The 22,679-nt window shown below is 41.5% G+C and carries 18 protein-coding genes; 17 read left to right on the top strand and 1 reads right to left on the bottom strand.

The features are described from left to right. Positions 1 to 97 precede the first annotated feature (97 nt). The 16 genes from ACZ47N_RS03035 (at position 98) to ACZ47N_RS02960 (ending at position 20,514) form a co-directional block, all read left to right on the top strand. Entirely contained in the window at positions 98 to 1,099 is a 1,002-nt protein-coding gene (locus tag ACZ47N_RS03035; protein WP_464887670.1) for an asparaginase, read from the top strand. 196 nt (positions 1,100 to 1,295) lie between these two features. After that, positions 1,296 to 2,504, top strand: coding sequence for a DUF418 domain-containing protein (locus tag ACZ47N_RS03030; RefSeq protein ID WP_464887669.1), 1,209 nt, complete (start codon positions 1,296 to 1,298; stop codon positions 2,502 to 2,504). A 13-nt stretch (positions 2,505 to 2,517) separates the two neighbouring features. Then, the gene (locus ACZ47N_RS03025; protein WP_464887668.1) at positions 2,518 to 3,456 is read left to right on the top strand and encodes an ABC transporter ATP-binding protein; all 939 of its coding nucleotides are present in this window, start codon (positions 2,518 to 2,520) and stop codon (positions 3,454 to 3,456) included. A gap of 58 nt (positions 3,457 to 3,514) precedes the next feature. Next, positions 3,515 to 4,645: an ABC transporter permease gene (locus ACZ47N_RS03020; RefSeq protein WP_464887667.1), complete on the top strand. Its 1,131-nt coding sequence runs from the start codon at positions 3,515 to 3,517 to the stop codon at positions 4,643 to 4,645. Further along, the gene (locus ACZ47N_RS03015; protein WP_464887666.1) at positions 4,642 to 5,754 is read left to right on the top strand and encodes an ABC transporter permease; all 1,113 of its coding nucleotides are present in this window, start codon (positions 4,642 to 4,644) and stop codon (positions 5,752 to 5,754) included. The genes ACZ47N_RS03020 and ACZ47N_RS03015 overlap by 4 nt, the downstream gene beginning before the upstream one ends. 81 nt (positions 5,755 to 5,835) lie before the next feature. Then, positions 5,836 to 6,927 carry a sensor histidine kinase gene (locus tag ACZ47N_RS03010; protein ID WP_464887665.1) on the top strand — a complete coding sequence of 364 codons (1,092 nt, stop codon included), beginning with the start codon at positions 5,836 to 5,838 and terminating at the stop codon, positions 6,925 to 6,927. Further along, the gene (locus tag ACZ47N_RS03005; protein WP_464887664.1) at positions 6,924 to 7,550 is read left to right on the top strand and encodes a response regulator transcription factor; all 627 of its coding nucleotides are present in this window, start codon (positions 6,924 to 6,926) and stop codon (positions 7,548 to 7,550) included. Before ACZ47N_RS03010 ends, ACZ47N_RS03005 begins: the two co-directional genes overlap by 4 nt. A gap of 177 nt (positions 7,551 to 7,727) precedes the next feature. Beyond that, positions 7,728 to 8,759: a TAXI family TRAP transporter solute-binding subunit gene (locus ACZ47N_RS03000; RefSeq protein WP_464887663.1), complete on the top strand. Its 1,032-nt coding sequence runs from the start codon at positions 7,728 to 7,730 to the stop codon at positions 8,757 to 8,759. 73 nt (positions 8,760 to 8,832) lie between these two features. Continuing rightward, positions 8,833 to 10,794 carry a TRAP transporter permease gene (locus ACZ47N_RS02995; protein WP_464887662.1) on the top strand — a complete coding sequence of 654 codons (1,962 nt, stop codon included), beginning with the start codon at positions 8,833 to 8,835 and terminating at the stop codon, positions 10,792 to 10,794. Between the two features lie 155 nt (positions 10,795 to 10,949). After that, positions 10,950 to 12,950 carry a transporter substrate-binding domain-containing protein gene (locus ACZ47N_RS02990; RefSeq protein WP_464887661.1) on the top strand — a complete coding sequence of 667 codons (2,001 nt, stop codon included), beginning with the start codon at positions 10,950 to 10,952 and terminating at the stop codon, positions 12,948 to 12,950. A gap of 1 nt (position 12,951) precedes the next feature. Next, positions 12,952 to 14,319 (top strand): sigma-54-dependent transcriptional regulator, encoded by a 1,368-nt coding sequence (locus ACZ47N_RS02985; protein WP_464887660.1) that lies wholly within the window; start codon positions 12,952 to 12,954, stop codon positions 14,317 to 14,319. 80 nt (positions 14,320 to 14,399) lie between these two features. Further along, positions 14,400 to 14,927, top strand: coding sequence for a phosphatase PAP2 family protein (locus ACZ47N_RS02980; RefSeq protein WP_464887659.1), 528 nt, complete (start codon positions 14,400 to 14,402; stop codon positions 14,925 to 14,927). A 38-nt stretch (positions 14,928 to 14,965) separates the two neighbouring features. Beyond that, on the top strand, positions 14,966 to 17,203 hold the full coding sequence (locus tag ACZ47N_RS02975) for a DNA topoisomerase III (protein ID WP_464887658.1): 2,238 nt from the start codon (positions 14,966 to 14,968) through the stop codon (positions 17,201 to 17,203). Between the two features lie 158 nt (positions 17,204 to 17,361). Further along, complete coding sequence (locus ACZ47N_RS02970) at positions 17,362 to 18,072, top strand: DNA alkylation repair protein (RefSeq protein ID WP_464887657.1); 711 nt, start codon at positions 17,362 to 17,364, stop codon at positions 18,070 to 18,072. Positions 18,073 to 18,249: 177 nt separating this feature from the next. Further along, complete coding sequence (locus ACZ47N_RS02965; RefSeq protein WP_464887656.1) at positions 18,250 to 18,675, top strand: pyridoxamine 5'-phosphate oxidase family protein; 426 nt, start codon at positions 18,250 to 18,252, stop codon at positions 18,673 to 18,675. A gap of 18 nt (positions 18,676 to 18,693) precedes the next feature. Further along, positions 18,694 to 20,514, top strand: coding sequence for a glycosyl hydrolase family 18 protein (locus tag ACZ47N_RS02960; protein WP_464887655.1), 1,821 nt, complete (start codon positions 18,694 to 18,696; stop codon positions 20,512 to 20,514). On the opposite strand, the gene ACZ47N_RS02955 is transcribed toward ACZ47N_RS02960, so the two are convergent. After that, entirely contained in the window at positions 20,486 to 21,400 is a 915-nt protein-coding gene (locus ACZ47N_RS02955; protein WP_464887654.1) for an alpha/beta fold hydrolase, read from the bottom strand. The two genes, ACZ47N_RS02960 and ACZ47N_RS02955, sit on opposite strands and share 29 nt — an antisense overlap. Positions 21,401 to 21,524: 124 nt before the next feature. Between ACZ47N_RS02955 and ACZ47N_RS02950 the strand changes: the two genes are divergently transcribed. Continuing rightward, positions 21,525 to 22,679 (top strand): leucine-rich repeat domain-containing protein, encoded by a 1,155-nt coding sequence (locus tag ACZ47N_RS02950; RefSeq protein WP_464887653.1) that lies wholly within the window; start codon positions 21,525 to 21,527, stop codon positions 22,677 to 22,679.

The following is a 22,679-nucleotide window of genomic DNA, read 5'->3' as shown; positions in this document are numbered from 1 at the left end:
TCTTATTGTGAACTATTGTATACTTAAAGAGTCGTTATCATAACCGCTCTTCAAGAGCAGCGATCAAAGGAATATGAGAGATAGGGAGTGGGTTGCTTTGAATAAAATTCTATTAATTGCAACAGGAGGAACCATTGCCTCTGCCGAAGGTGGTGGTGGGTTAACACCCGCATTTGATGCAGATCAGATGATAGGAATGATCCCAGAACTAAAAGAAATATGTGAAATACAAGGAAAGATTATTATGAATGTGGACAGCACCAATATGGATCCAGACATGATGGTGACCATTGCAGAAACCATTGAAGAACACTATGATGATTTTGATGGATTTGTTGTGACCCATGGGACCGATACCATGGGATATACATCGGCGGTGTTAACCTATAGTTTGCAAAACATAAAAAAACCGGTTGTCTTAACGGGTTCTCAATTGTCTATTGGGGCTATGTATACCGACGCAAAACAAAACATCACGGATGCAGTGAGATTTGCCACAGAAGGAATGCCAGGAGTTTTTGTGGCCTTTGATGGGAAAATCATTAATGGAACTCGAGCAAAAAAAGTACGCACCAAAAGCATGGATGCTTTTGAGAGTTTTAATTTCCCCTTTGTGGCACAGGTAAAGTTAGGAAAAATAACCTTTAATCAGGATGCGTGTCAGAAGCTTCAGTCTCAAAACAGCAAACCTTATCAGATTAACACCTCCCTGTGTAAGGATGTAATGGTGATCAAACTCTTTACAGGGATGAAAACGGATATATTCGATTTTTTAAAACAGAATTACAGAGGCGTGATTATAGAAAGCTTTGGAATTGGCGGAGTACCCAACAAGAACATTAATATTTTAGGGAAACTGAAAGAGTTAATGGATGAGGGGGTTGCTGTGGTCATTACAACCCAATGTGTTGAAGAGGGAATCGACCTAGGAATATATGAGGTTGGAAAGGAACTAGCCAAACATCCTGTGATTTATGCTGGGGATATGAATTTGGAAGCTATTGTTGCAAAACTCATGTGGACACTTGGGAATTTCAGTAATTTGAAAGATACGAAACAGTTTATGGAAACTCCATTTTTTGGAGATTTGAATCAGTAAGCAATAGAAGATAAGTCCTGGAACCTTTTCTAAGGAGAAGGCTCCAGGACTTATTTTTTGTCAACAACAAGTCATGACAATTGTCATCTTTGTTTCACAGAAAGTCACTGTTGTAAAGAGGGAGATAAGATATACTATAGAGAAGCAAAGAAAATGTATGGGGAATGAAACGATAGATTTGAAAGGAGTCTTTGATATGGAAGATCATCAACATCAACAAATCAGTCCAATTAATCAGAAAGAACGCTTAGATATCTTGGATATTCTACGAGGATTTGCTATTTTTGGTATTTTAGTAGTTAATATCGACGGCATGGCTGGAGCCTCATGGCTACCAGGATATGTAACACCAACCCAACCTTGGTATGATGAAATAGCAAAAATCATGGTGGATTTCTTAGCCACTGGTAAATTCTATGTAATTTTTTCCTTCTTGTTCGGCTTAGGATTTTCAATTCAGATGAAACGAGCCGAAGAAAAAGGACAAGCCTTGCGATCCTTTTATCCTCGACGTCTGATCATTTTATTTATTATGGGGGCTCTTCATTCTGTTTTATTTTTTATTGGCGATATATTAAAACTTTATGCAGTGTTAGGATTATTGCTGTTAGCATTTCGAAAGAGGTCCAACTCTACGCTGATCCTTTGGGCCGCTGTCTTTTTGATATTAAATTTTATTGTGATAGCCTTGGTAGGAGGACCGTTGGCCAGTGCCGGAGATGTTCCGGATGAAATGAATTTTGCTGCAATGGCACAAGAAATTCATTTAGAAGGTTCTTTTGTTCAAGTAATCATGTTTCAGGCGGTAGGTTCTATAGTTGCCTTTTTTACTAGTTTGCTTGCCCAGGGAGGTACCGTGATGGCACTTTTCCTAATGGGCTTACTGGCAGGACGAAAGCAGATTTTCTATCATATGGAAGAAAAGCGAAAAACCTTGAAACATATATGGGTATGGGGTCTGGTTTTAGGACTCTCTTTTAATGGTGGATTTATTCTTTTTGCACAAGCCCCTTGGTTATCTAGTTTTTTTTGGATTATCGGTGCACCGATTTTGGGAGCAGCCTATGTGAGCGGGTTGTGCTTGCTACGTCTTGGAAACACAGGGGCAACGCTATTGGCACCTATTGCCAATGTGGGGCGAATGGCCCTTACTAACTATTTGATGCACTCAGTCATAGGAGCCATTCTTTTTAATGGATATGGTTTTGGTCTTTATGAACAGATAGGAAGAGCAGGGTTATGGGGCATCACACTGGCGATATATTTGGTGCAGATTCCTATCAGCACCTGGTGGCTTTCTCGCTATGGTTTCGGTCCTATAGAATGGCTGTGGCGTTCCCTGACCTATAAACAGCGTCAGCCTTTTCGATTAGAAAATTCTCATCAAAATATAAAGCAAGCATAGAGGAGGGAAACGGATGTTGATGCAATTGGAAGGCGTAGTGAAACGTTACGACCATCATCTGGCGGTAGATCATTTATCGCTGAAGCTTCGAGAAGGAGAAATTATGGGATTGTTGGGGCCCAATGGCGCTGGCAAAACCACTACGCTGAATCTGATCACTGGTCTCACCAGCATGGATCATGGCTCTATCCAAGTGTTTGGAATCGACATCCAAAAAAATGGATCCGCTATCAAGCAGGAGATAGGGCTAGTGCCTCAAGAAATAGCTGTTTTCGATGATCTTACGGCAAAGGAAAACGTGACTTTTTTCGGTAAACTTTATGGCCTACGGGGTAATTTGTTGAAAGAAAGGACATCTGAAGCCCTAGGGTTTGTGGGGCTTAGTGCGCAGGCCAGCCAGTTTCCCAAAAAGTTTTCTGGAGGGATGAAACGCCGGTTAAACATTGCCTGTGCCATGGTTCATAAACCACGGCTTATGATAATGGATGAACCAACGGTGGGTATCGATCCCCAGTCTCGAAATCATATTCTAGAATCTGTTCGCACCCTTCAAAGAGAGGGTTCTACGATTCTTTACACATCTCATTACATGGAGGAAGTAGAGGAGCTATGCACCCGGATTGCCATTATGGACCAAGGTCGTGTGATAGCACAGGGAACCTCAGAAGAGCTAAAAACCATGATTTCCTCCGAGGAAAAAATTGAAATGACCCTTTCGGAGATCAACTATACCTTGGTGGATGAAATTAAAAACTTAGCAGGCGTACTGGAATGTCAAATCCAAGATGGAAAACTAACGGTGTTGACTCGTAAAGACAGTAGCCTTCTTGGACAGATTAGCTTGATTATCGGAGGTTCCGGATCACAAATTCATTCTGTACAGGTGGACAAAGTGACGCTGGAGAGTGTTTTTCTAACATTGACAGGAAAAAGCCTGAGAGATACAGTGTGAATTTTGTTCAAGGAATATAGTTCAATGGATAGAAAAAGAGCGAAAAGGGGGAGTTCCAATGCGTATTGGAACTATGTTTTACTATACCTTCATTCAAAACTGGCGGGAAGGATCCACTTATATGGAAATGTTGCTGCTTCCCATGGTCTTGATATATATTTTGGGAATCTCCCTGGGCAATGCATTTCAGCCTCCGTTGATTAACGACACAGAAGTAGCCTATCTTAATGAAGACAAAGGCCTCTTGGGAGAGAGTTTTGAGATCTTTATCATGAATGAGGAAATAGGAAACCTATTACAGCTCACGCCAGTCCTTTCTTCAGAAGAAGGATTTAGAATGGTGGAAGAGGAACAGGTCCATGCCTTTGTGCATCTACCGGCAGATGCACTTAAGGAAGAAAGGGGAAGGATTCAGCTGGTGGGGAGTCTTTCTCATCATTTTCGTGTTTCCATGGTGGAAAATATAATGGAAAGCTTTATCAGTGGGGCTAATACGGTTTTAGCCATGGAGGAAATACATCCAGACAGCCTGTTTAGAAGTAGGGAAAATGCCATAGAATTTCGTTCTCTGCAGGATGCTGGCCTTAGGCCGGGTGCTATGGATTATTATGCCGTCACCATGCTGGTGATGTTTATGATGTATGGAACAACTTATGCGGTTTTTGGGATGAAACATGGATATCTTAATGCCACGGGTTTGCGGATTAAAACTACTCCCATTCATCCAGTAGAGCACTATTTGGGGTTGGGACTGGCGAATGTCGCAACCGTGTTGACTCAAGGGATTCTTTTAGTTGTCTTTACACATTTTGTTTTTGGAGTATATTGGGGAAATAACCTGCCACTGATCTTTATCATACTTCTTTTAACAGCAATGATGGCCGTTGGCCTTGGCACAGCTATCCTTATGGGAACCAGGAATGAAAGTATTTCTGGGAATATCGTAATGATTTTAGTCCCTTTCATGACCTTTATGTCCGGTGGTTTTTTTCGGATGGACATTCCAGTAGGTTCCTTCCTACATTATGCTCAGCACCTGTCCCCTAATTACCTGGCACAAACAGCACTTTTTAATACAATTTATTCCGGTAATTCTCATCGTAGTCTTTTCATGATGATGTTGATGATCCTCTTCATAGCTATTAGTTTTTTCATAGCTCTATGGTCTGAAAGGAGGTTTCGGACATGATTATTTTTGGAAACCGATGGAAAAGACTTTTTCGAAGCAGATTAACCTTACTGTTGGTTTTAGGCTTTCCACCTCTCATGATTAGTTTTCTTTTTGGGTTAGGTTCATCAAGCGCAGAGCCAATTACCCTGGGTCTAGTAGACCAAGATCGAACAGAGCTTACTTATCAGTTAGAAGAAGTGATGAAAGGACAGGCCTTGGTAATCCATTTGGAAGAAAAAGAAATGACAGCCGCCTTAGCCGATAATCGCATAGATGTGGCGTTAGTGGTAGAAAACGGTTTTACAGAAGATCTTCTTAAAAGGAGGAATCTACCTATTTATAGCATAAGCATACAGAATTCACATCGGTCTATCCCGCTTGGTATGACGGCGGAAAACCTTATACGGGCTGCAGAGCATTTAGCTCAAAAATCTGAAGGAGATGAAACACTATTTTACCGTAGTTTAGGAAAATATAGGCAAGGGCCCTTAAGGTTGGAAGTAATCCATGCCTCAGGTGCAGATCCAATGCGAAGCAATTTTGCTGTTGGAAGTATGGGCATTCTAGGCCTCAATATGCTTTTTCTAGGGATCCACACAGCCATGCATATCTTGAAAGATCGAGAAAACAAAACTTTCTATCGAGTCATGATATCCCCGATGCCTCAGTGGAGTTATATGCTGCAAAGCATTCTGTGTTTTTTTCTGATATTATTAGTGCAAATAACAGGGGTGTTTCTAATTTCTCACTATGGGTTGGAGATGTACTTAGGAGCCAATACAAAGGCAGTTTTTGCTGTTATGACTGTATTTGCAATGGTCTGCGTGGCCTTTGGTATAGCCGTTGTCGCCTTGACGAAAACAACAAAACAGGCAGCTACCACAGCTTCTCTATTACTGACCCCAATGGCAATGCTAGGAGGAATGCTATGGCCCAGAGAAATCATGCCTGAAATACTCCAACGGGTTGGTTGGTTTTTGCCTACTACATGGATGATGGAGGCTGTTGGCAAAGTAGTGGATAACGGTGCATTGTTGGATGCAGCATGGGAAGTGGCCATACTTCTTCTTTTTGCACTGGTGTTTTTTCTACTGGGGAGTTGGAGGCGTACAGATATGATGGCATAACTGTTTGGACACATTGACAACAACACTAGGATGGTGGATAATAAGCACAAACGCTGACCTGAAACTTGAAGGAGACCATTTATGAAGAATCATAGCAGAGATGTCTTTAAAATGGGACTAATGCTTTGGCTTGTTGTTGGCCTACTATTTGGTCAAAACCTATCTTTGTTGGAATTGGCAGGATTATTACTTTTGATTGCCTCCTATGTTGGGCGGTCACGGTATCGAGATACCATAGGATTGCTATTGGCAGAGACAATACTCATTAGCTTTATGGCAGAGATCAATCCACTTTATCTTTCCTTACTGGGCATTTCTGCCCATGACTTAGCAGAACGTCAGCTAATGCCTGTGAATCTTTTATTACTGACAGCAGGCGTTTATTATTTATCTGGAGAATGGTTGTTAGGTTATGTATTGTTTGTATTGATTTGCAGCTATGTAGGCTATTTAAAGCGGCAGTTGGAACGAGCTAACCACATTTACCGCCATGCATATGACCAAGAGCGTAGAAATCGGTATATATTAGAAGAGACAAAAAATAAATTATTGAAAGCCGCTGACGAAACGGTTCATTTAACAGAAATTAGGGAACGAAATCGCATCGCCAGAGAAATTCACGACAGCATTGGCCATGACTTGGCGGGACAGTTGATGCAATTGCAGGCAGCTGAAAAAGTGATGGATAAGGATTTGGAAAAAACGCGAGAGTTAATGAGAAAAACCATTAAGGGTCTTGCGGGTTCTGTGGAGTTGCTGAGAAGTACAGTCCATAATATTCGACCTCGACAGTCCTTGGGATGGGTTTATTTTGAGAAGATCATTGAGAATTTTCCGTACTGTCCTGTTAAATTTCGCCATCAAGGCGATGCAAGTTTGTTGACACCTAGACAAGCGGAAATTTTAGCATCGACCCTAAAAGAAGCCCTGACCAATATCGCCCGGCATTCGGATGCTACAGCCGTAGAATTAGACATCGAAATTAGGGAGCGGATGATCCGATTCTTTATGAAGGACAACGGATCAGGTTGCCATCAGCTGCGAGAAGGCATGGGGATTAGTGGGATGCGGGAGCGGATTCAAAATGTTGGTGGGAGTTTTTCTGTTACGCCGCAGAGAGGCTTTATGATTGTTTGCACAATACCGCGAGAAGAAGGAAGGGGATCCCTATGATTAAAATCATTTTGGTCGATGACGATGCACTCATTCGGGATAGCCTCACGCTGATTCTGGAAATGGAGGAGGATTTTCAAGTAATGGCTACGGCAACCAATGGACAGGAAGCCTTAGAACTTTGCGGAAGGTCCCAACCAGATATGGTGCTCATGGATGTACGGATGCCTGTCATGGATGGCGTCTTGGGAACTCAGAGGATCCGCGAGAAATTTCCCAACACCAAGATTGTTATCTTAACTACTTTTCAAGAAGAGGAATACATAAAAGAAGCCCTTAAACATGGGGCATCAGGGTATATTTTAAAAAGTCAGCCAGCAGAAAGCATTGTGGAGACCCTGCGGGCGGTGTCTAAAGGTAATATGGTTTTACAAGCGGACGTCGCCAATAGCCTTAGGAAACTCATTGGCCATGGGAAAAAAACCAGTCCTCAAGCGTTTCAACTGACAGAACGAGAAATGACGATTCTGACCATGGTTGGGGAAGGGCTATCTAATCGAGAAATAGCAGATAAAATCTACCTAAGCCAAGGCACCGTACGGAACTATATTTCAGTACTACTGGAAAAACTTTCTTTACGAGATCGAACACAATTGGCTATTTTTTACCTGACGCATTTTTAAGTAGTTTAGGAGAAGAACCCCTGCAAATTTTGCCGCCTGCAAAATTTGCAGGGGTTCTTTTTTCTTACTTGAAAGAAGAGAGGCTGAATTGAAGGGTTCTGAAGATTTAGAGAATGGCACGAAAATTGCTTATTATATAAGAGCAACTAGTTTCATAAAAAAGAAGGAGGATGAACAATGAAAATGAAAAAAGGAATTTCCATCCTGTTGGCAGTGATGATGGTACTATTTCTTGCAGCTTGTGGAGGCGGCGATGCAGGCAGCGAAGAAAATGGAGAAGCCGCAGGACCAGAACGTCAATTTGTAACCATAGTTACTGGAGGAACCGGAGGAACCTATTATCCCGTAGGTACTATTCTTTCCACCCTGTGGAATGAAGAACTGGGAGATTTGGGAGTAAATGCTTCGGCCCAGTCTTCAGGTGGTTCTGTAGAAAACTTGAATATGTTGAAAGATGGGGAAGCTCAATTAGGCATTGCCATGGCAAATCTCACCCTTTTCGCGTATTCTGGAGAACAGCGATTTGCAGACAATCAATTTGAAGGCGTACGATTTGTAACGGCTCTGTGGCCAGATGTTACTCAGTTTGTAGTGACCGAAGCTTCAGGGATCCAAAGTGTAGAAGAGATTGCAGGTAATAGCTTTAGCGTTGGAAGTGCAGGATCCGGCACTGAATACAGCTCTAACATTATCTTGGAACACGTTGCAGGCCTAGGCTTAGAAGATGTTAATTTGGAATTTCTTGGGTATACAGAAGCAACAGCAGCTATGCAGGATGGACAGTTAGACGGAATGAATGCAGAGGGTGGGCTTCCAACTTCAGCGGTTTCCGAAATCTTTGCCAGTAGAACCGCCGTAAGAATGCTTGGATTTAGCGATGAACAATATCAACAGCTAGTAGAAGTGGCCCCTTATTATGGACAATTTACAGTACCGGCAGGTATGTACAGCGGTCTTGATGAAGACGTTAAAACCGTTGGCGTTAAATCAGCTTTGATCGCCAGCGAAGATCTAGATGCAGACTTAGTATATGAATTGTTGGTAGCCATGTATGACAATATAGAGGAACTGCATGAATCCCACGATGCTCTGAAAATGGTTAGCTTAGAAGAAGCCGTAAAAGGCTTGGCACCAGTTCCCATGCATGATGGCGCCATTCGTTTTTATGAAGAACGAGGCATAGAAATTCCTGAAAACATGATGCCTTAAAGAGTCTTTTGTAGTTGTTCAGTCCTGAAGAGGCTGAACAACTGCTTTAATATGGTGTGTAAGGAGCATGTATATGATAAACCTACTGAAAAAAAAGAAAATAGAAAAACCAGAGGAAGTAGCGGCAAGTATTACTAGTAGAAAGTTTTTTGGAAAAACAGCGCTCATTATCATGATTTTTGCCGTTTTGACATCTTTTATTCATGTTTGGATGAATAGCTTTAGCATGATGATTGCTATTAAGCGAAATGCACTACATCTGGGAATGATGCTAGCCTTAACGTTTGTTATGTATCCCGCTTCTGCAAAACATTCTCCTAAGGATCGGCCATCTGTTTTAGATTGGGTTTTAAGTGGCCTTGGCTTGTCCGTTGGTTTGTATATTTACTTTTTTTATGATGGATTGGTGGATCGGTCGCTGATCGCTAATAATTACGACTACTTTTTTGCAATTCTTGCGATTTTGTTGATTTTAGAAGCAGCTCGGCGTGCCGTAGGCATTCTACTCCCAATTATTTCTGTATGTTTCTTGCTGTATGCCAAGTTTGGTTACGTATTCTCTGGGATGTTGGGCCATCAGGGTTTTACATGGCAACGAATCCTAACTCGGATGTATATGACTAGCGAAGGCATTTTTGGAACCACCTTGATGGTTTCGTCATCCTATGTATTTATGTTTATTCTCTTTGGTTCTTTTCTGGCTAAAACCAACACAGCTAAGTTTTTTAACGATTTTGCCTTGGCTTTGGCTGGTAGGCTTCGAGGTGGGCCTGCCCACGTATCTGTCATGGCCAGTGCCCTTATGGGAACCATTAGCGGAAGTGCCCAGGCCAATGTGGCCACCACTGGAACGTTTACCATTCCTTTGATGAAAGAAGTGGGTTATACCCCACGTTTTGCTGCAGCCGTAGAAGCAACGGCGTCTACCGGCGGTATTTTGATGCCACCTATTATGGGGGCCGCTTCCTTTATTATGGCTTCCTTTCTTGGGATTCCATATCTGGAAGTAATGAAGGCTGGACTAATTCCAGCACTTTTTTACTATATTGCTATTTTTGCGATGATCGATTTAAGAGCAAAAAAACTGGGATTACAGGGATTAGATGATTCAAAACTTCCTAATCTCAAAGAAGTAATGAAATATCAGGGCCATCTAATTCTACCCATTTTTCTGATTATTGTCCTGCTGCTTCGAGGACTCACCCCTTTATATGCGGCATTCTTTGGCATGATATCTGTTATTGTCGTTAGTAGTTTTCGGAAATCTTCACGACTGAATATAAAGCGATTCTTAGAAGCCATGGAAGATGGTGCAAAAACCGCTGTTTCCATTGGAATTGCCTGTGCAGTTGTGGGTTTCATTGTTGGAGTAGTGGCCATGACAGGAATTGGACAGGTGATCGCCTATAATATTATTGCCTTTTCCATGGGGCATCTCTGGTTGGCATTGATACTAGTAATGGTAGCCTCCATTATTCTGGGCATGGGACTTCCCGCTACGGCTTGTTATATCATTACGGCTAGCATTGCTGCTCCGGCCTTGGTTCGCATGGGGGTAAATCCTTTAGCAGCTCACTTCTTTGCCTTTTACTACGGCACCCTATCAGCTGTGATTCCACCGGTTGCCCTGACTTCCTATACGGCTGGAGGTATAGCAGGAGCCAACCCTATGGAAGTTGCCTTTACGGGATTTAGGTTGGCATTTGCTGGCATCATGATTCCCTTTATGTTTGTATATTCTCCGATTTTGTTAATGCAAGATGTAGTAGCTTGGCGATTGGCTATTGTGATCGTTACTGGACTTGTGGGAATTGCATGCCTTGCAGCTACATCAGAGAATTACTTGATGATGAAAATGACCGTGTATGAACGTCTTTTTGCGGGTGCAGCTGCCCTGTTGTTAGTTCAGCCCAAAATCCTTACAGACACCATTGGTATTGCTTTAATGCTGGCTTTTGTATCAAGCAATGTGATGCGCCACCGACAGGCAAAAAAATTAGATAATAATACCAGCGAACAAAGCATTCCCACATAAGATACAAACTCACAAAAGCAATGCATGTCAGTTTTGGCTGCATTGCTTTTCCATGCAATCTGTTAGTGAATATGATAGGATAAAGAGGCAGAAAAAGTAACCATGGGAAACTTGATTAAAGAAATCCATTCAGGAGAAATGTTTGGTGAATACAGATGGGTAAAAATAAAAAAGTGTGTCAAGTCTTTGTGTTAGTTGTTTTTCTAATGGCCTTTAACTGGCGGATTTTTTCTGAAGCTCGACCAGATTTTCATGAAGAAGTGTATGCCATAGAAGAAGTGATTGTTATTGGGGGAGATAATTTTTTTCCTCCTTTCGAATATGTAGATGAAAACCAAGTTTACCGTGGATTTAATGTCGATTTAATGAATGCCATTGCCTTAGAAATGGGACTCAATATCGAGCTGAGACCTATGCCTTGGTATATGGTGTTTCAATCTCTGGAATCGGGAGACATTGATGCAATCCAAGGAATGAAGTATTCAGAAGCAAGAGAAGAAAGATATGCATTTTCAGATGCCTATCTGACCTCCTCTCTTTCAATTTTTGTGGACACAGATAACTTACATGTGGTGAACCTGTCGGATCTTGCTGGAAAGCAAGTGGCCATTCAAAAAAATGATATTTCCATGGATTTATTAGCCAATATTCCAGAGATAGAACTTATCGAAACAGAAAACCAAGAAGTAGCGCTTCAAAAATTATATCAATCAGAGGTGGAAGCTTATGTAGGGAATCGGTTGGTAGGATTGTATTTTGTTCAAAAAAACAATTATCAAGAGCGTATCAAAATCGTTGGGAAAGAAATCAATCCAGAAAAATACGCCATGGCAACTACCCACAACAATCAGCATCTAATCCCTCTTTTCAATGAAGGGTTGGAAAGAATCAAGGACAAAGGGACCTACGACACCATTTATACCAAATGGTTTGGTCAACCTATCCACTCTCCGCCGGTTTATGTCGGAAAAATCCTAGCTTTATCCATCGCTTTTTTTCTTATTTCGGTGTTCATGATGCTCATTTTTTATAAATGGAATGATATGTTAAAAAAAGAAGTGGAAAAAAGAACACAAGAATTAAAAAGAGAATCTACTTTTAAAGAACAGACACTAAATAGTATCTTTAGCGGTTTAATGACTTTGGATAAAAGCGGGGAAATTCTCTATGTCAATTCAAAAGGCGAAGAATATCTAAAAACATCTAAAGAACAGCTCCTTGGCAAAAACCTATGGGATACTTCGGTGGTAGGCTATGTGGATGAAAAAGCTTATCAAGAAGTGCTTCAGTATATGAAATCGAAGATCGGAATTCAATGTGAAGTTGAGCAAGGGGATGACATTAGGACCTTTGAGTATAATATCTGTCCATTAAAAGTGTCGGAAGAAGAAATTTTTGGCGTGACCATTACATTTAAAGACATTACAGAAATGAAAATGCTTCAGGAAAAGATTTTAGTAAAAGACAAATTAGAGTCATTAGGACGTCTAACGGCAGGAATTGCCCACGAAATTCGCAATCCACTTACAACGATCAAGGCGTACGTAGAGCTGATTCCAGAAAAATACCACAAAGAAGATTTTAGAAAAAAAATCTCAGTAGACGTTCCAAAAGAAATAAAACGCCTTAATGAGATTATTACCAATCTCCTGAAATATTCCAAACCTCAAAAACCCCATAAAGAACTGTGCCCAGTCAGAGATGTGATAGAGGAAACAATAGAATTTTTTTCTGGAGAAGCAAAAAAAAATCATGTGCAGATTATAAAGCGGTTGGATCATCACGCCTATATCCTAGCCGATGTGCAGCAGTTTCGACAAATCATCATTAACTTATTGCTCAACGCACTACAGGCAAATCAACAGGCAGAAGCTCCAACCGTATGGATAACAACACGAAAAGCAGGCCATAAAGTGGTCGTAGAAGTACAGGATAATGGAAAAGGAATTGAGGCAGAAAATCAAGATAAAATTTTTGATCCTTTCTTTACAACCAAAAAAGAAGGAAGTGGGTTAGGCCTCTCCATTTGTTATCAATTTGTAAAAGAAAACAATGGAGATATTTATGTAAAGAGTCGACAAGAAAAAGGAACTACGTTTACCATGGTTTTTCCAGAAGCAAATCAGCCTGGTAATGGAATTCGAGAGGTGAGGTAAAATGGAGAGAATTCTTATAATTGATGACGAAGAAACCATTTGCAATTCCCTGAAGTTTGCCTTTGAAGATGAGTATGAGGTTCATACGGCTACAACGATTTATGAGGTGGAATCCCGTATCCAGGAGGTTGTTTTTGATGTCATCCTATTGGATTTAAGATTTGGAGAAATAGATGGCATTAACTTGCTAAAACAAATCAAAAGCAAACAAACCCAGGCGCTAATGATCATGATGACCGCCTATGGCTCCATTCAGTCCTCCATCGAAGCCATGAAGGCAGGAGCCTATGATTATCTAATGAAACCTTTGGATATGGAAAATATTCGTTTTGCTCTTAAAAAAGCCTTGAATTACAAACGATTAAACGAAAAAGTGAGCTTTTTGGAAAGTCAAGTTCATCAGCGATACGGAGTTGGTGGAATCGTAGGACAGTCCAAAAAAATGAAAGATGTTTTTCATCTGATTGACAAAGTAAAAGACAGTAATATTAATGTATTAATCCAAAGCGAAAGTGGTACAGGAAAAGAAATGGTAGCCAAAGCCATTCATTTTCAAGGGAAACGAAAAAACAGTAATTTTGAAGTGGTAAACTGTGGAGCCATTCCGGAAAATCTTATTGAAAGCGAGCTCTTTGGCCATGAAAAAGGAGCCTTTACTGGGGCAGATTCCCGCAAAAAAGGCCGATTTGAGTTGGCAGATAACGGCACCTTTTTCTTGGATGAAATTGGAGAGATGAACCTGAATACGCAAGTTAAGTTACTGCGAGTCATTGAACAAAAAGAAGTATTTCCCCTGGGAGCTGAAAAAGGAAAAAAAGTGGATGTTCGTATTATTGCAGCTACCAATAAAGAGTTGGAAAAAGAAGTAAAGAAAGGTAACTTTCGGGAAGATTTATACTTTCGATTGAATGTTGTTACCATAGGAATCCCCAGTTTGAAAGAAAGAAAAGAAGATATTCCATTGTTGGTAGAACACTTTTTAAGGGAAATAAGCCGAAACACTGGCAAAAATATACAGGGAATCACAGGAGAAGCTTTGATGCTTTTAGAGTCCCATCACTACAAAGGAAATGTTCGTGAACTGCAAAATATCTTGGAGCGGGCGGTGGTGTTGACAGATAATCCTTCTATTCAAGTAGAGGATTTGCCAGCAGATGTTATTGAAAAACATCCAGGAAAGCCCCTGGACGTTTCGGATAAACGAATTATTCCCATTGCCATTGGAACCACCTTGAAAGAGGCAGAAAAAAAATTGATTTTAGAAACCCTTCGCAATCAGAACAATAATAAAGTGAAAACGGCTTCAGTTCTTGGAATCAGTGAAAGGAACCTACGATACAAAATAAAAGAATATGAGGAAAAAGGCTAAAGGAATTGATCTTTACCTCATAATCCTGTAGCATAGATGCCTGGAGGATTAACCAATGAAACGTTGAAAGGAGTGGTCCTATGATCGCCATAGATCATTGGTTGTTTTTTAGAGTCTTTAACCTAGCCGACAATAATCTATTGATTGAAAGCATAATGGTACAGGCAACCAATTGGTCCTCTATGATTTTTGCTTTTATGTATGGGATTGGCATCTTGATCCTTTTCTACAAACGAAGTCCTCAGGTGATTCCATTTCTTTTGGCCCCTGCATCTGCTTATGCAATTACCCGCTTGATACGCTTTTTCTATGAAAGACCACGACCTTTTGTGGACTTTGATATAGAAAGCTTGATTGTCCACAGTGCCAATGGATCTTTGCCTAGCATGCATGCAACCAGTGCCTTTGTAATAGGAATGGCGGTTTGGCATATTCATAAAAAAGCAGGCAGAGTCATGCTATTCTTGGCTGTCCTTACGGGACTATCTAGGATTATGGTAGGCGTCCATTATCCGCTGGATATACTGGCAGGAGCCTTAATTGCAATGGTTGTTAGCATACTGGTCTTTCGTGGATATCCTCTTGGAGAAGGCAAGGATCTTTTTTAATAGAACCCATTATACGGGTTACTGAAAGGAATGTGTTTATGAAAAAATCACTGGTTTTGGCGGAAAAACCTTCTGTAGCCAAAGACATAGCTCGAGTCCTAAAAAGCACTAAAAAAGGCAATGGATATCTGGAAGGAGATCGGTATATCGTTACCTGGGCTCTGGGACACCTAGTCACCTTAATGGATCCAGAAGGATACGATAAAAAATACAAACAATGGCGGCTGGAAGACCTTCCCATGCTCCCTAAAGAACTAAGGCTGGAGGTCATCCGTCAAAGTCAAAAGCAGTATCATGCGGTTACAACCCAAATGAAACGAAAAGACGTAGAGAGCATTATTATCGCCACGGATGCTGGACGTGAAGGAGAGTTGGTGGCTCGTTGGATCTTGGAAAAAAGCAGGGTTCAGAAGCCGGTCAAACGGCTGTGGATTTCCTCTGTGACAGATCAGGCTATTCGACAGGGTTTTGAAAGCCTGAAGGATGGAAAGGCCTACGAAAACCTATACGCTTCAGCCGTGGCACGATCAGAGTCTGACTGGCTGGTGGGCATGAATGCTACTCGAGCCTTAACCTGTCGGCATAATGCCCAACTTTCCTGTGGAAGGGTGCAAACCCCCACCTTAGCCATGGTGGCACAGCGACAGGTAGAAATACAACAGTTTCAGCCCCAAACTTTTTTTGGCTTAAGGGCGGAAACCAAAGAACTAAAACTAACGTGGCAAGACAGAAAAAGTCAAGCTACCCGTAGTTTTGATGAGAGTCGTATGAAGCAAGTTCAACAGGCTATTGCTGGAGAAAAAGCCCATATCACATCCGTGAAAAAGACAGCAAAAACGAAAAACCCACCAGGACTTTACGATTTGACTTTGCTTCAGCGGGAAGCCAATAGTCGTTTTGGGTTTTCCGCCAAGGAAACGCTTTCTATGATGCAGCGACTTTATGAACAGCATAAAGTGTTAACCTATCCACGAACAGATTCAAAATATCTTTCATCGGATATGGTAGGCATTCTGAAAGAAAGAGTCAAAGCCTGTAGCATAGGCCCCTATGCTACTTTTGCAGCTAAGATTCTGAGAAATGGTATTAAAACAAACAAGTCTTTTGTAGACGATGCTAAAGTGAGTGATCATCACGCCATTATTCCTACGGAGGAAACACCATTACTAACAGACCTTAGCGATGGAGAGCGAAAAATATATGACTTGGTGGTCCGCCGGTTTTTATCTGTATTTTATCCACCCTTTGCCTATGACGAAACGGTCATAGAAGCAGCCTTAGGCCAAGAAAAATTTATGGCTCGTGGAAAAGTCATTAAAGATCAGGGATGGAAAGCTGTGACGGATCGGTCAGGACAATCTGGCAGAGATGACAGTGAAAATCTGGAAGAAGATCATGATGGCCAGAATCAGGATCCTGGTTACGCCCATCAAACTCTGCCGGTTTTGGAAAAAGGACAGGAACTGGCGGTTCGAAAAGTGAACCTCACCACTGGAAAAACCAAGCCACCCCCCTTCTTTACAGAAGGAACACTGCTAGCGGCCATGGAAAATCCAATGAAATATATGGATTCCGCTAATAAAGAACTAGTGAAAACCATTTCGGAAACCGGTGGTCTTGGCACTGTGGCTACTCGGGCTGATATTATAGAAAAACTACAGAAAAGCTTTCTGGTAGAAAAAAGAGGAAACGCTTTGCATATTACCTCCAAAGGAAAACAGTTATTGGAACTGGTGCCAGAACAATTAAAATCCCCGGTGTTGACAGCTAAATGGGAACAACGCCTCAGCGCTATCGCTGCAGGAAAACTGAAAAAAGAAACCTTTGTGAATGATATGCGTTCCTATGCCAAAGAAATAGTTGGTGAAATTCGCCAGAGCAAAGCTGTGTTTAAACACGACAATCTCTCTCGGGAAAAATGTCCAGAATGCGGCAAATATTTACTGGAAGTGCAAGGGAAAAAAGGAAAAATGTTGGTATGTCAAGATAGAGAGTGTGGGCACCGAAAATCCATAGCCGTTGTCACCAATGCCCGCTGCCCAGAATGCAAGAAAAAATTAGAGCTTCGTGGCGAAGGAGAAGGACGTATTTTTGTCTGTTCATGTGGCTACAGAGAAAAGCTTAAGGTATTTGAAGAACGAAAAAAGAAAGAAGGCGGACAGAAAGTTTCTAAAAAAGAAGTAGCTCAGTATCTGAAAAAACAAGAACAAGCCAAAGACCAACCTATCAATACGGCTTTAGCAGATGCCTTGGCAAAACTAAAGTTGGACGAGTAGAGCCCTTTCCAATAAAACGTTATCCTATCATGCACAGAGAGACAAAAGACATGTCTCTCTGTTTTAGGTTCGATTTCTTTTCAGCCTATGGTAGAATAGGGCATATAGCCATAGAAGAAACATGGTTTCCATAAGATACCAATCCGGAGGTTGAAAAAATGAAATGGATAGATTGTGTAAAAGCAGAATTAAACCACTATATCAACGAAGAAAAAGCAACCAGCTTGCCTCGTTTTTTTCAGGTTAAGCCTGGCGGTTATGGGGAAGGGGATCAGTTCCTCGGCATCATCGTACCCAACCAGCGAAAAGTAGCGAAGAAGTTTTATAAAGACGCTGCCTTAGAAGAGATAGAAAAATTGCTTCGGGATCCAATACACGAATGTCGTCTGACAGCACTGTTTATGCTTATTCACCAGTATGAAATAGCAAAAGAACCAGAGGAAAAAGAAAAAATCATTGCCTGCTACATAAAAAATACTAATTATGTAAATAATTGGGATTTGGTGGATTCTTCAGCCTATAAACTTTTGGGACCCTATCTGGAAAATAAAGATCGGGATTTGCTATACCACCTAGCAGTTTCAGACTCTCTTTGGGAAAACCGTATTGCCATCATCACTACCCTTCACTTTATCCGAAATAATGAATTTGAAGACACCTTGAAACTGGCCGAAATCCTATTAGAACATCCCCATGATTTAATACATAAAGCCGTGGGATGGATGCTTCGAGAAGTGGGGAAAAAAGAAGTGAAGGTACTGCTGGATTTCCTTGATCGATACTGGGAAATCATGCCTCGAACCATGCTTCGATATGCCATTGAAAAACTGGAACCAGAGGTGCGAAAGCAGTATATGGAAGGGAAGTGATGAAATAATCATTCAAAATATAAGGGGATTCTTTAGGGTACAAGATGGAAGCAAAAAAAGACAACACCTGTGCTAAGAAAGTCGTCAACGACTAATCTTGGCACTTCAGTCTGCCTTCCAGTTTTCAGAAGATTCCTTTGGAGTAACAATCAGTCAGGATATAAGGAGGGATGTAGGATGAAAATTCCTAAAACCATGTTTACACTGCTGGAAAACGAAAAACTATGTTTTCTTTCTACCAGTTATCAAGATCGACCTCATGTTAGTCTTATGAATTTCACCTATCTTCAGGAAGAAGAACAAATCATTTTAACGAGTCGTTCGGATACGACGAAAGTGACATATATGAGGCAGAACCCATATGTGGCTTTGCTATTTACACGTTTTTCAGGAGAGGAATATCCGCCAGCAAGTTGTACTGTGTATGGAGAAGCTCATATTGAGGACGGACACAAAGATAGTGTCTACCGACAAGCACATTTGCAACGACATCCAGGCATGGAAGCTTTTATCACAGGAGAAAACATTGCGGTGATAACGGTTAAACTTCAGAGGGCCTCTATTGCAGATATTCAGGATCAAGTGACTCGTTGGTCTACCTAAAACAGAAAGGAATTCCATATGCAAAAAACAACAAGAAATAGTTTAACCATTTTACTAGCCTTAGCCCTAGTGGTTACGGCGGGATTGAGTATGAACTTAGAACTGAACCTTAGGGCGCGCAGATGGGTTCAGCAATTACCGGTAATAGGCGCTTATGAAACCTATGAAATATCGCCTAAAGTAGCCTACCTGGGAGAAAAGGGCGTTGAAGTTGAAGGAGATACCGAAGCATTATTACGCATAAACAAAGAAACCGGAAAAACACATTTCAACGTGTATTGGCTAAGAGACTCTCTTTATACCCATCATTACGATGCTGACGCAGGACAAACCAATTTAGTGGGACCAGCCCATTTTTTAACCATTTCCGATGAAGGAGAGGTTACAATTGACGGAGAGCCACAAGGCTCACAGATAATTCCAGTTCATCTTGGGGACAGTACTTTTCTGCCTTATGAAGATCTGGCTAAATTAGAGATTTTTGGTTCTTTTGGAATCCAACTTCATGGAGAACTAGGAAGCGGCCATGTACTTTTTTCTAATGACTACTTGGCGTATCAAAGCCTAGAATTGGAAAGAGGTCAGCTTATTTTTGAAGATGCAGATAAAATGGATGCTTATAGAAAAAAACGCCAGTCTCTGGAACCATACCTTCAGTGGAGGTCTATTCTGGAGCCCATCAAGATTTTGGAAGAGTCTTCAGGTGGGGATGCCTGGGCTTATGAGTCTGGAGAAGGAACCATCACCCTGGTGACAGAAAAAGGGACCCTTGGAGTGATTCGAGAAACAGACAGCCGCTTGGAATCTATGGAAACGGTTGAAAAATCAAGTCTTCCTGATTGGAAAGCTCCTTTAGACGAACCAGTGATGCTTGTCTGGGAGGCTGTATATGGTCGTAATCCGGATGTGGACACCTTGCCAGAAATGCCAGGGGTGAATGTGGTGTCGCCTACCTGGTATGACCTGAGAGACGAGAAAGGCAATATTTCCTCCAAGGTATCCGAAGCGTATATTCATTGGGCGAGAGACAAGGAGTTTCAGATATGGGCACTGGTAACCAATGAATTTGACATAGATCGAACCCATGAATTTCTCAAAAGTGCAGATGCTCGGAAACATTTTATTGATCAGATGATAGATGAGGCGCTGACCTATGGATATGAAGGCATTAATGTGGATTTTGAGCACATTTATAAGGAAGATCGAGATCGACTGACCCACTTTATCAATGAATTGGCTTGGGCCATGAGACAGCATGATTTAATCTTGTCCATGGACGTAACCATCATGGGCGGCAGTGATAATTGGTCAAAATGTTATGACCATGCATATTTGGGTAAAATAGTGGATTATTTAGTGATCATGACGTACGATGAACATTGGGCGGCCAGTCCAGTTAGTGGACCAGTAGCTTCCTATGGATGGGTAGAACGGGGCATGGAAGAATTGACCCAGGTAGTGGATCCTAATCGATTGGTTATGGGACTTCCTTTTTACACCCGAGTATGGCGGGAACGACCCTCTACAGAACATCCTAATCGAATGGTTAACCGATCTACGGCTATTGGAATGCAGGCCCAGGCTAACTTTATTGAGAACAACGAGCTGACCCCCATTTGGGATGAGGCATCACAGCTTTACTATGCTGCTTTTATGGAAGAGGAAGATTTGGTGAAAATCTGGATCGAAAATGCAAAGACTCTTTCCATAAGAGCTGGTCTGGTTCATGAACTAGGATTGGCTGGGATTGCTGGATGGCAAAGAAGCTTGGCTACAGAGGATGTATGGCCAGCTTTGGAGGATGTGGTGTTTAGGTCAATGGACTCACCCAGTCAATAAGGTCTTGTATTACTTTTTCTCGGTTTAATTCATGAAAGAGCTCGTGGCGGGCCTCAGGATACAAAATAAGACGGGTATTGAACTCTCTGGCATCATAGTAGTCTTTGGTACGGATAGGCCCAAGGCCATAATCTCCTACAGGATCCATTTTGCCAGAAAGAAGTAGGATGGGCATACGGCGGTGTGTATGGACAAAGTATCCTTGATATAAAATACGAATAAGATTTTGTGTGAAATCACGGTAAAACCCAGCACTGTGGATTTGTCCGCAATAAGGATCCTTCAAGTAGGCGCTTACCCTTTCTTGATCACGTGTTAACCAGTCCATGGAAGTCTTAGGTCTGGAAACACCTAGGTTGTTTTTTCCGAAGGTAAGGGTATGCAATAGCTTGGAAGGATAGGAGGCTCCTTTTAGTCTACAGACGATAGAGGCCAACCTTTTGGCTTGTTGCAGTTTTTTCAAGGGGATAAAGCCAGTGCCGCAAAGGATCGCTCCCTGTAACTGTTGACTGTCCCTTAATAAAAAATCCCGTAGGAGAAAAGAGCCCATGCTATGGCCCACTATAAATACTGGCAGATCTGGATCATTGGCCTTTGCTAATTGAACCGCCTGCCTAAGATCATCTTTCATCTTGACCCAACCATCTTTGCCAAGGATTCCTAGGCCAGCAAGGCTTCCGGCAGTTTGGCCATGCCCTCGATGATTATGCCCATAAACCATAAATCCGTATTGGCTTAGATGAGAGGCCAATTCATCATATCGTTCTATGGTTTCGGCCATACCGTGAGCCAGAAGAATAATTCCTTTCTTGGGACCTTGGGCTATCCACTGGTAGCCTTTTATCGTAACTTCACCAAAAGAATTAAATTCATAGGGTTTTCGCATGGATCTGACCTCCCAAGTCTTTCTGTTCTATTGTACCCTTCTCCTTTTAGTTTTAAAAGGGATAAGAGAGCAGGGCTGGGAGTGGCAAACACAAGAAGTTCTAGTCATAAGGGAGTTGATCATCATGAAAAAAATACGGATTATGATGAAATATATGTATCGAAAAAAACAGTTTTATATGGGTTTAATCATGTGGGTTGCTTTAATGATCATGCACTTGAAAGGGATTTACTTGATAGCTCCAGAAGGCAGGTTTCCTATGGATTTTATGGTCTTGGCGGTTTCTTCCATCATTGGGTTATTTGTCCAACAATATCAGAAGAAAAAAATTAAAGCAGGCACTTGGTACCCTATGATCGTGGGCATTGTAATGTCCACGAATTATGTGTTGTTTCGGTTAGGGATTTCAATTTTTAACTATCTGTTGCTCTTTATCACTCTAGGCATGTTGCTTTGTTTTGATCGTTTGAGAAAAAAAAATCAAACAGGATTGTTTCAGGCAGCCCTGGTGCTGTTGATGCTTGCCAGTTTTTTAAGCTTGGATTATGCTCAATACCAAGAAAGGTTGATAAAGGATCATCAATTGGATCGGTTTATCCGAGATGAGTATGGATTTTCGCATCCGGTGACTGCTAAGGAGTTAGAAGAAATAGAGGGGTTCTATCTTTCCTATCGTCATCGCGTCTCCCGATTGGATGGATTGGAATATTTTACTGAATTAACAGATATTGGGTTTTACGATGCAGCATCGATTCAGAGCTTATCTCCGTTGGCCGATCTCCCCAAATTGGAAAGATTGGTTTTGACGGGAGGCAATCTTGATGAATTAAACCAACTTTCAGAAATGAAGACCGTGAAAAAATTAGAAATCACATATCCTGATAGAGGTCGCTTAGAAAGCCTTGCGGCATTTTCGAAGATTGAAAACCTTCATCTGCATGGCATTCCTTCGCCGAAACATATTGGTCATTTAAAGGAACTAGACATTGCTCCTTCTTTAGAAGAATTAGGACTGGCATCCATGGGGAATATTAGTGTTGAAGAGTTGGTTCAGTTTGAATCTTTAAAGGTGCTGCGTTTTTTTCGAGTGCATCTTAAAGACGTGGAGTACTTACAGGAGTTGAAAGAATTAGAAAAAATTTACGTAGAGTCCGTTGGCTTTGGGACAGAAGAGGATGAAAAACTCCTTTATAAATTGATCAAGGAGCTTGACATCGAATTAATAGATCGAGATCTAGGACATGAGCTGGATCCGTTTCATTTTTCGCCGCATTTGTAA

This window comes from Tindallia texcoconensis, assembly GCF_055383815.1.
The sequence above is the reverse complement of the archived record's forward strand: the minus strand, read 5'-3'. Positions and strand labels throughout refer to the sequence as shown.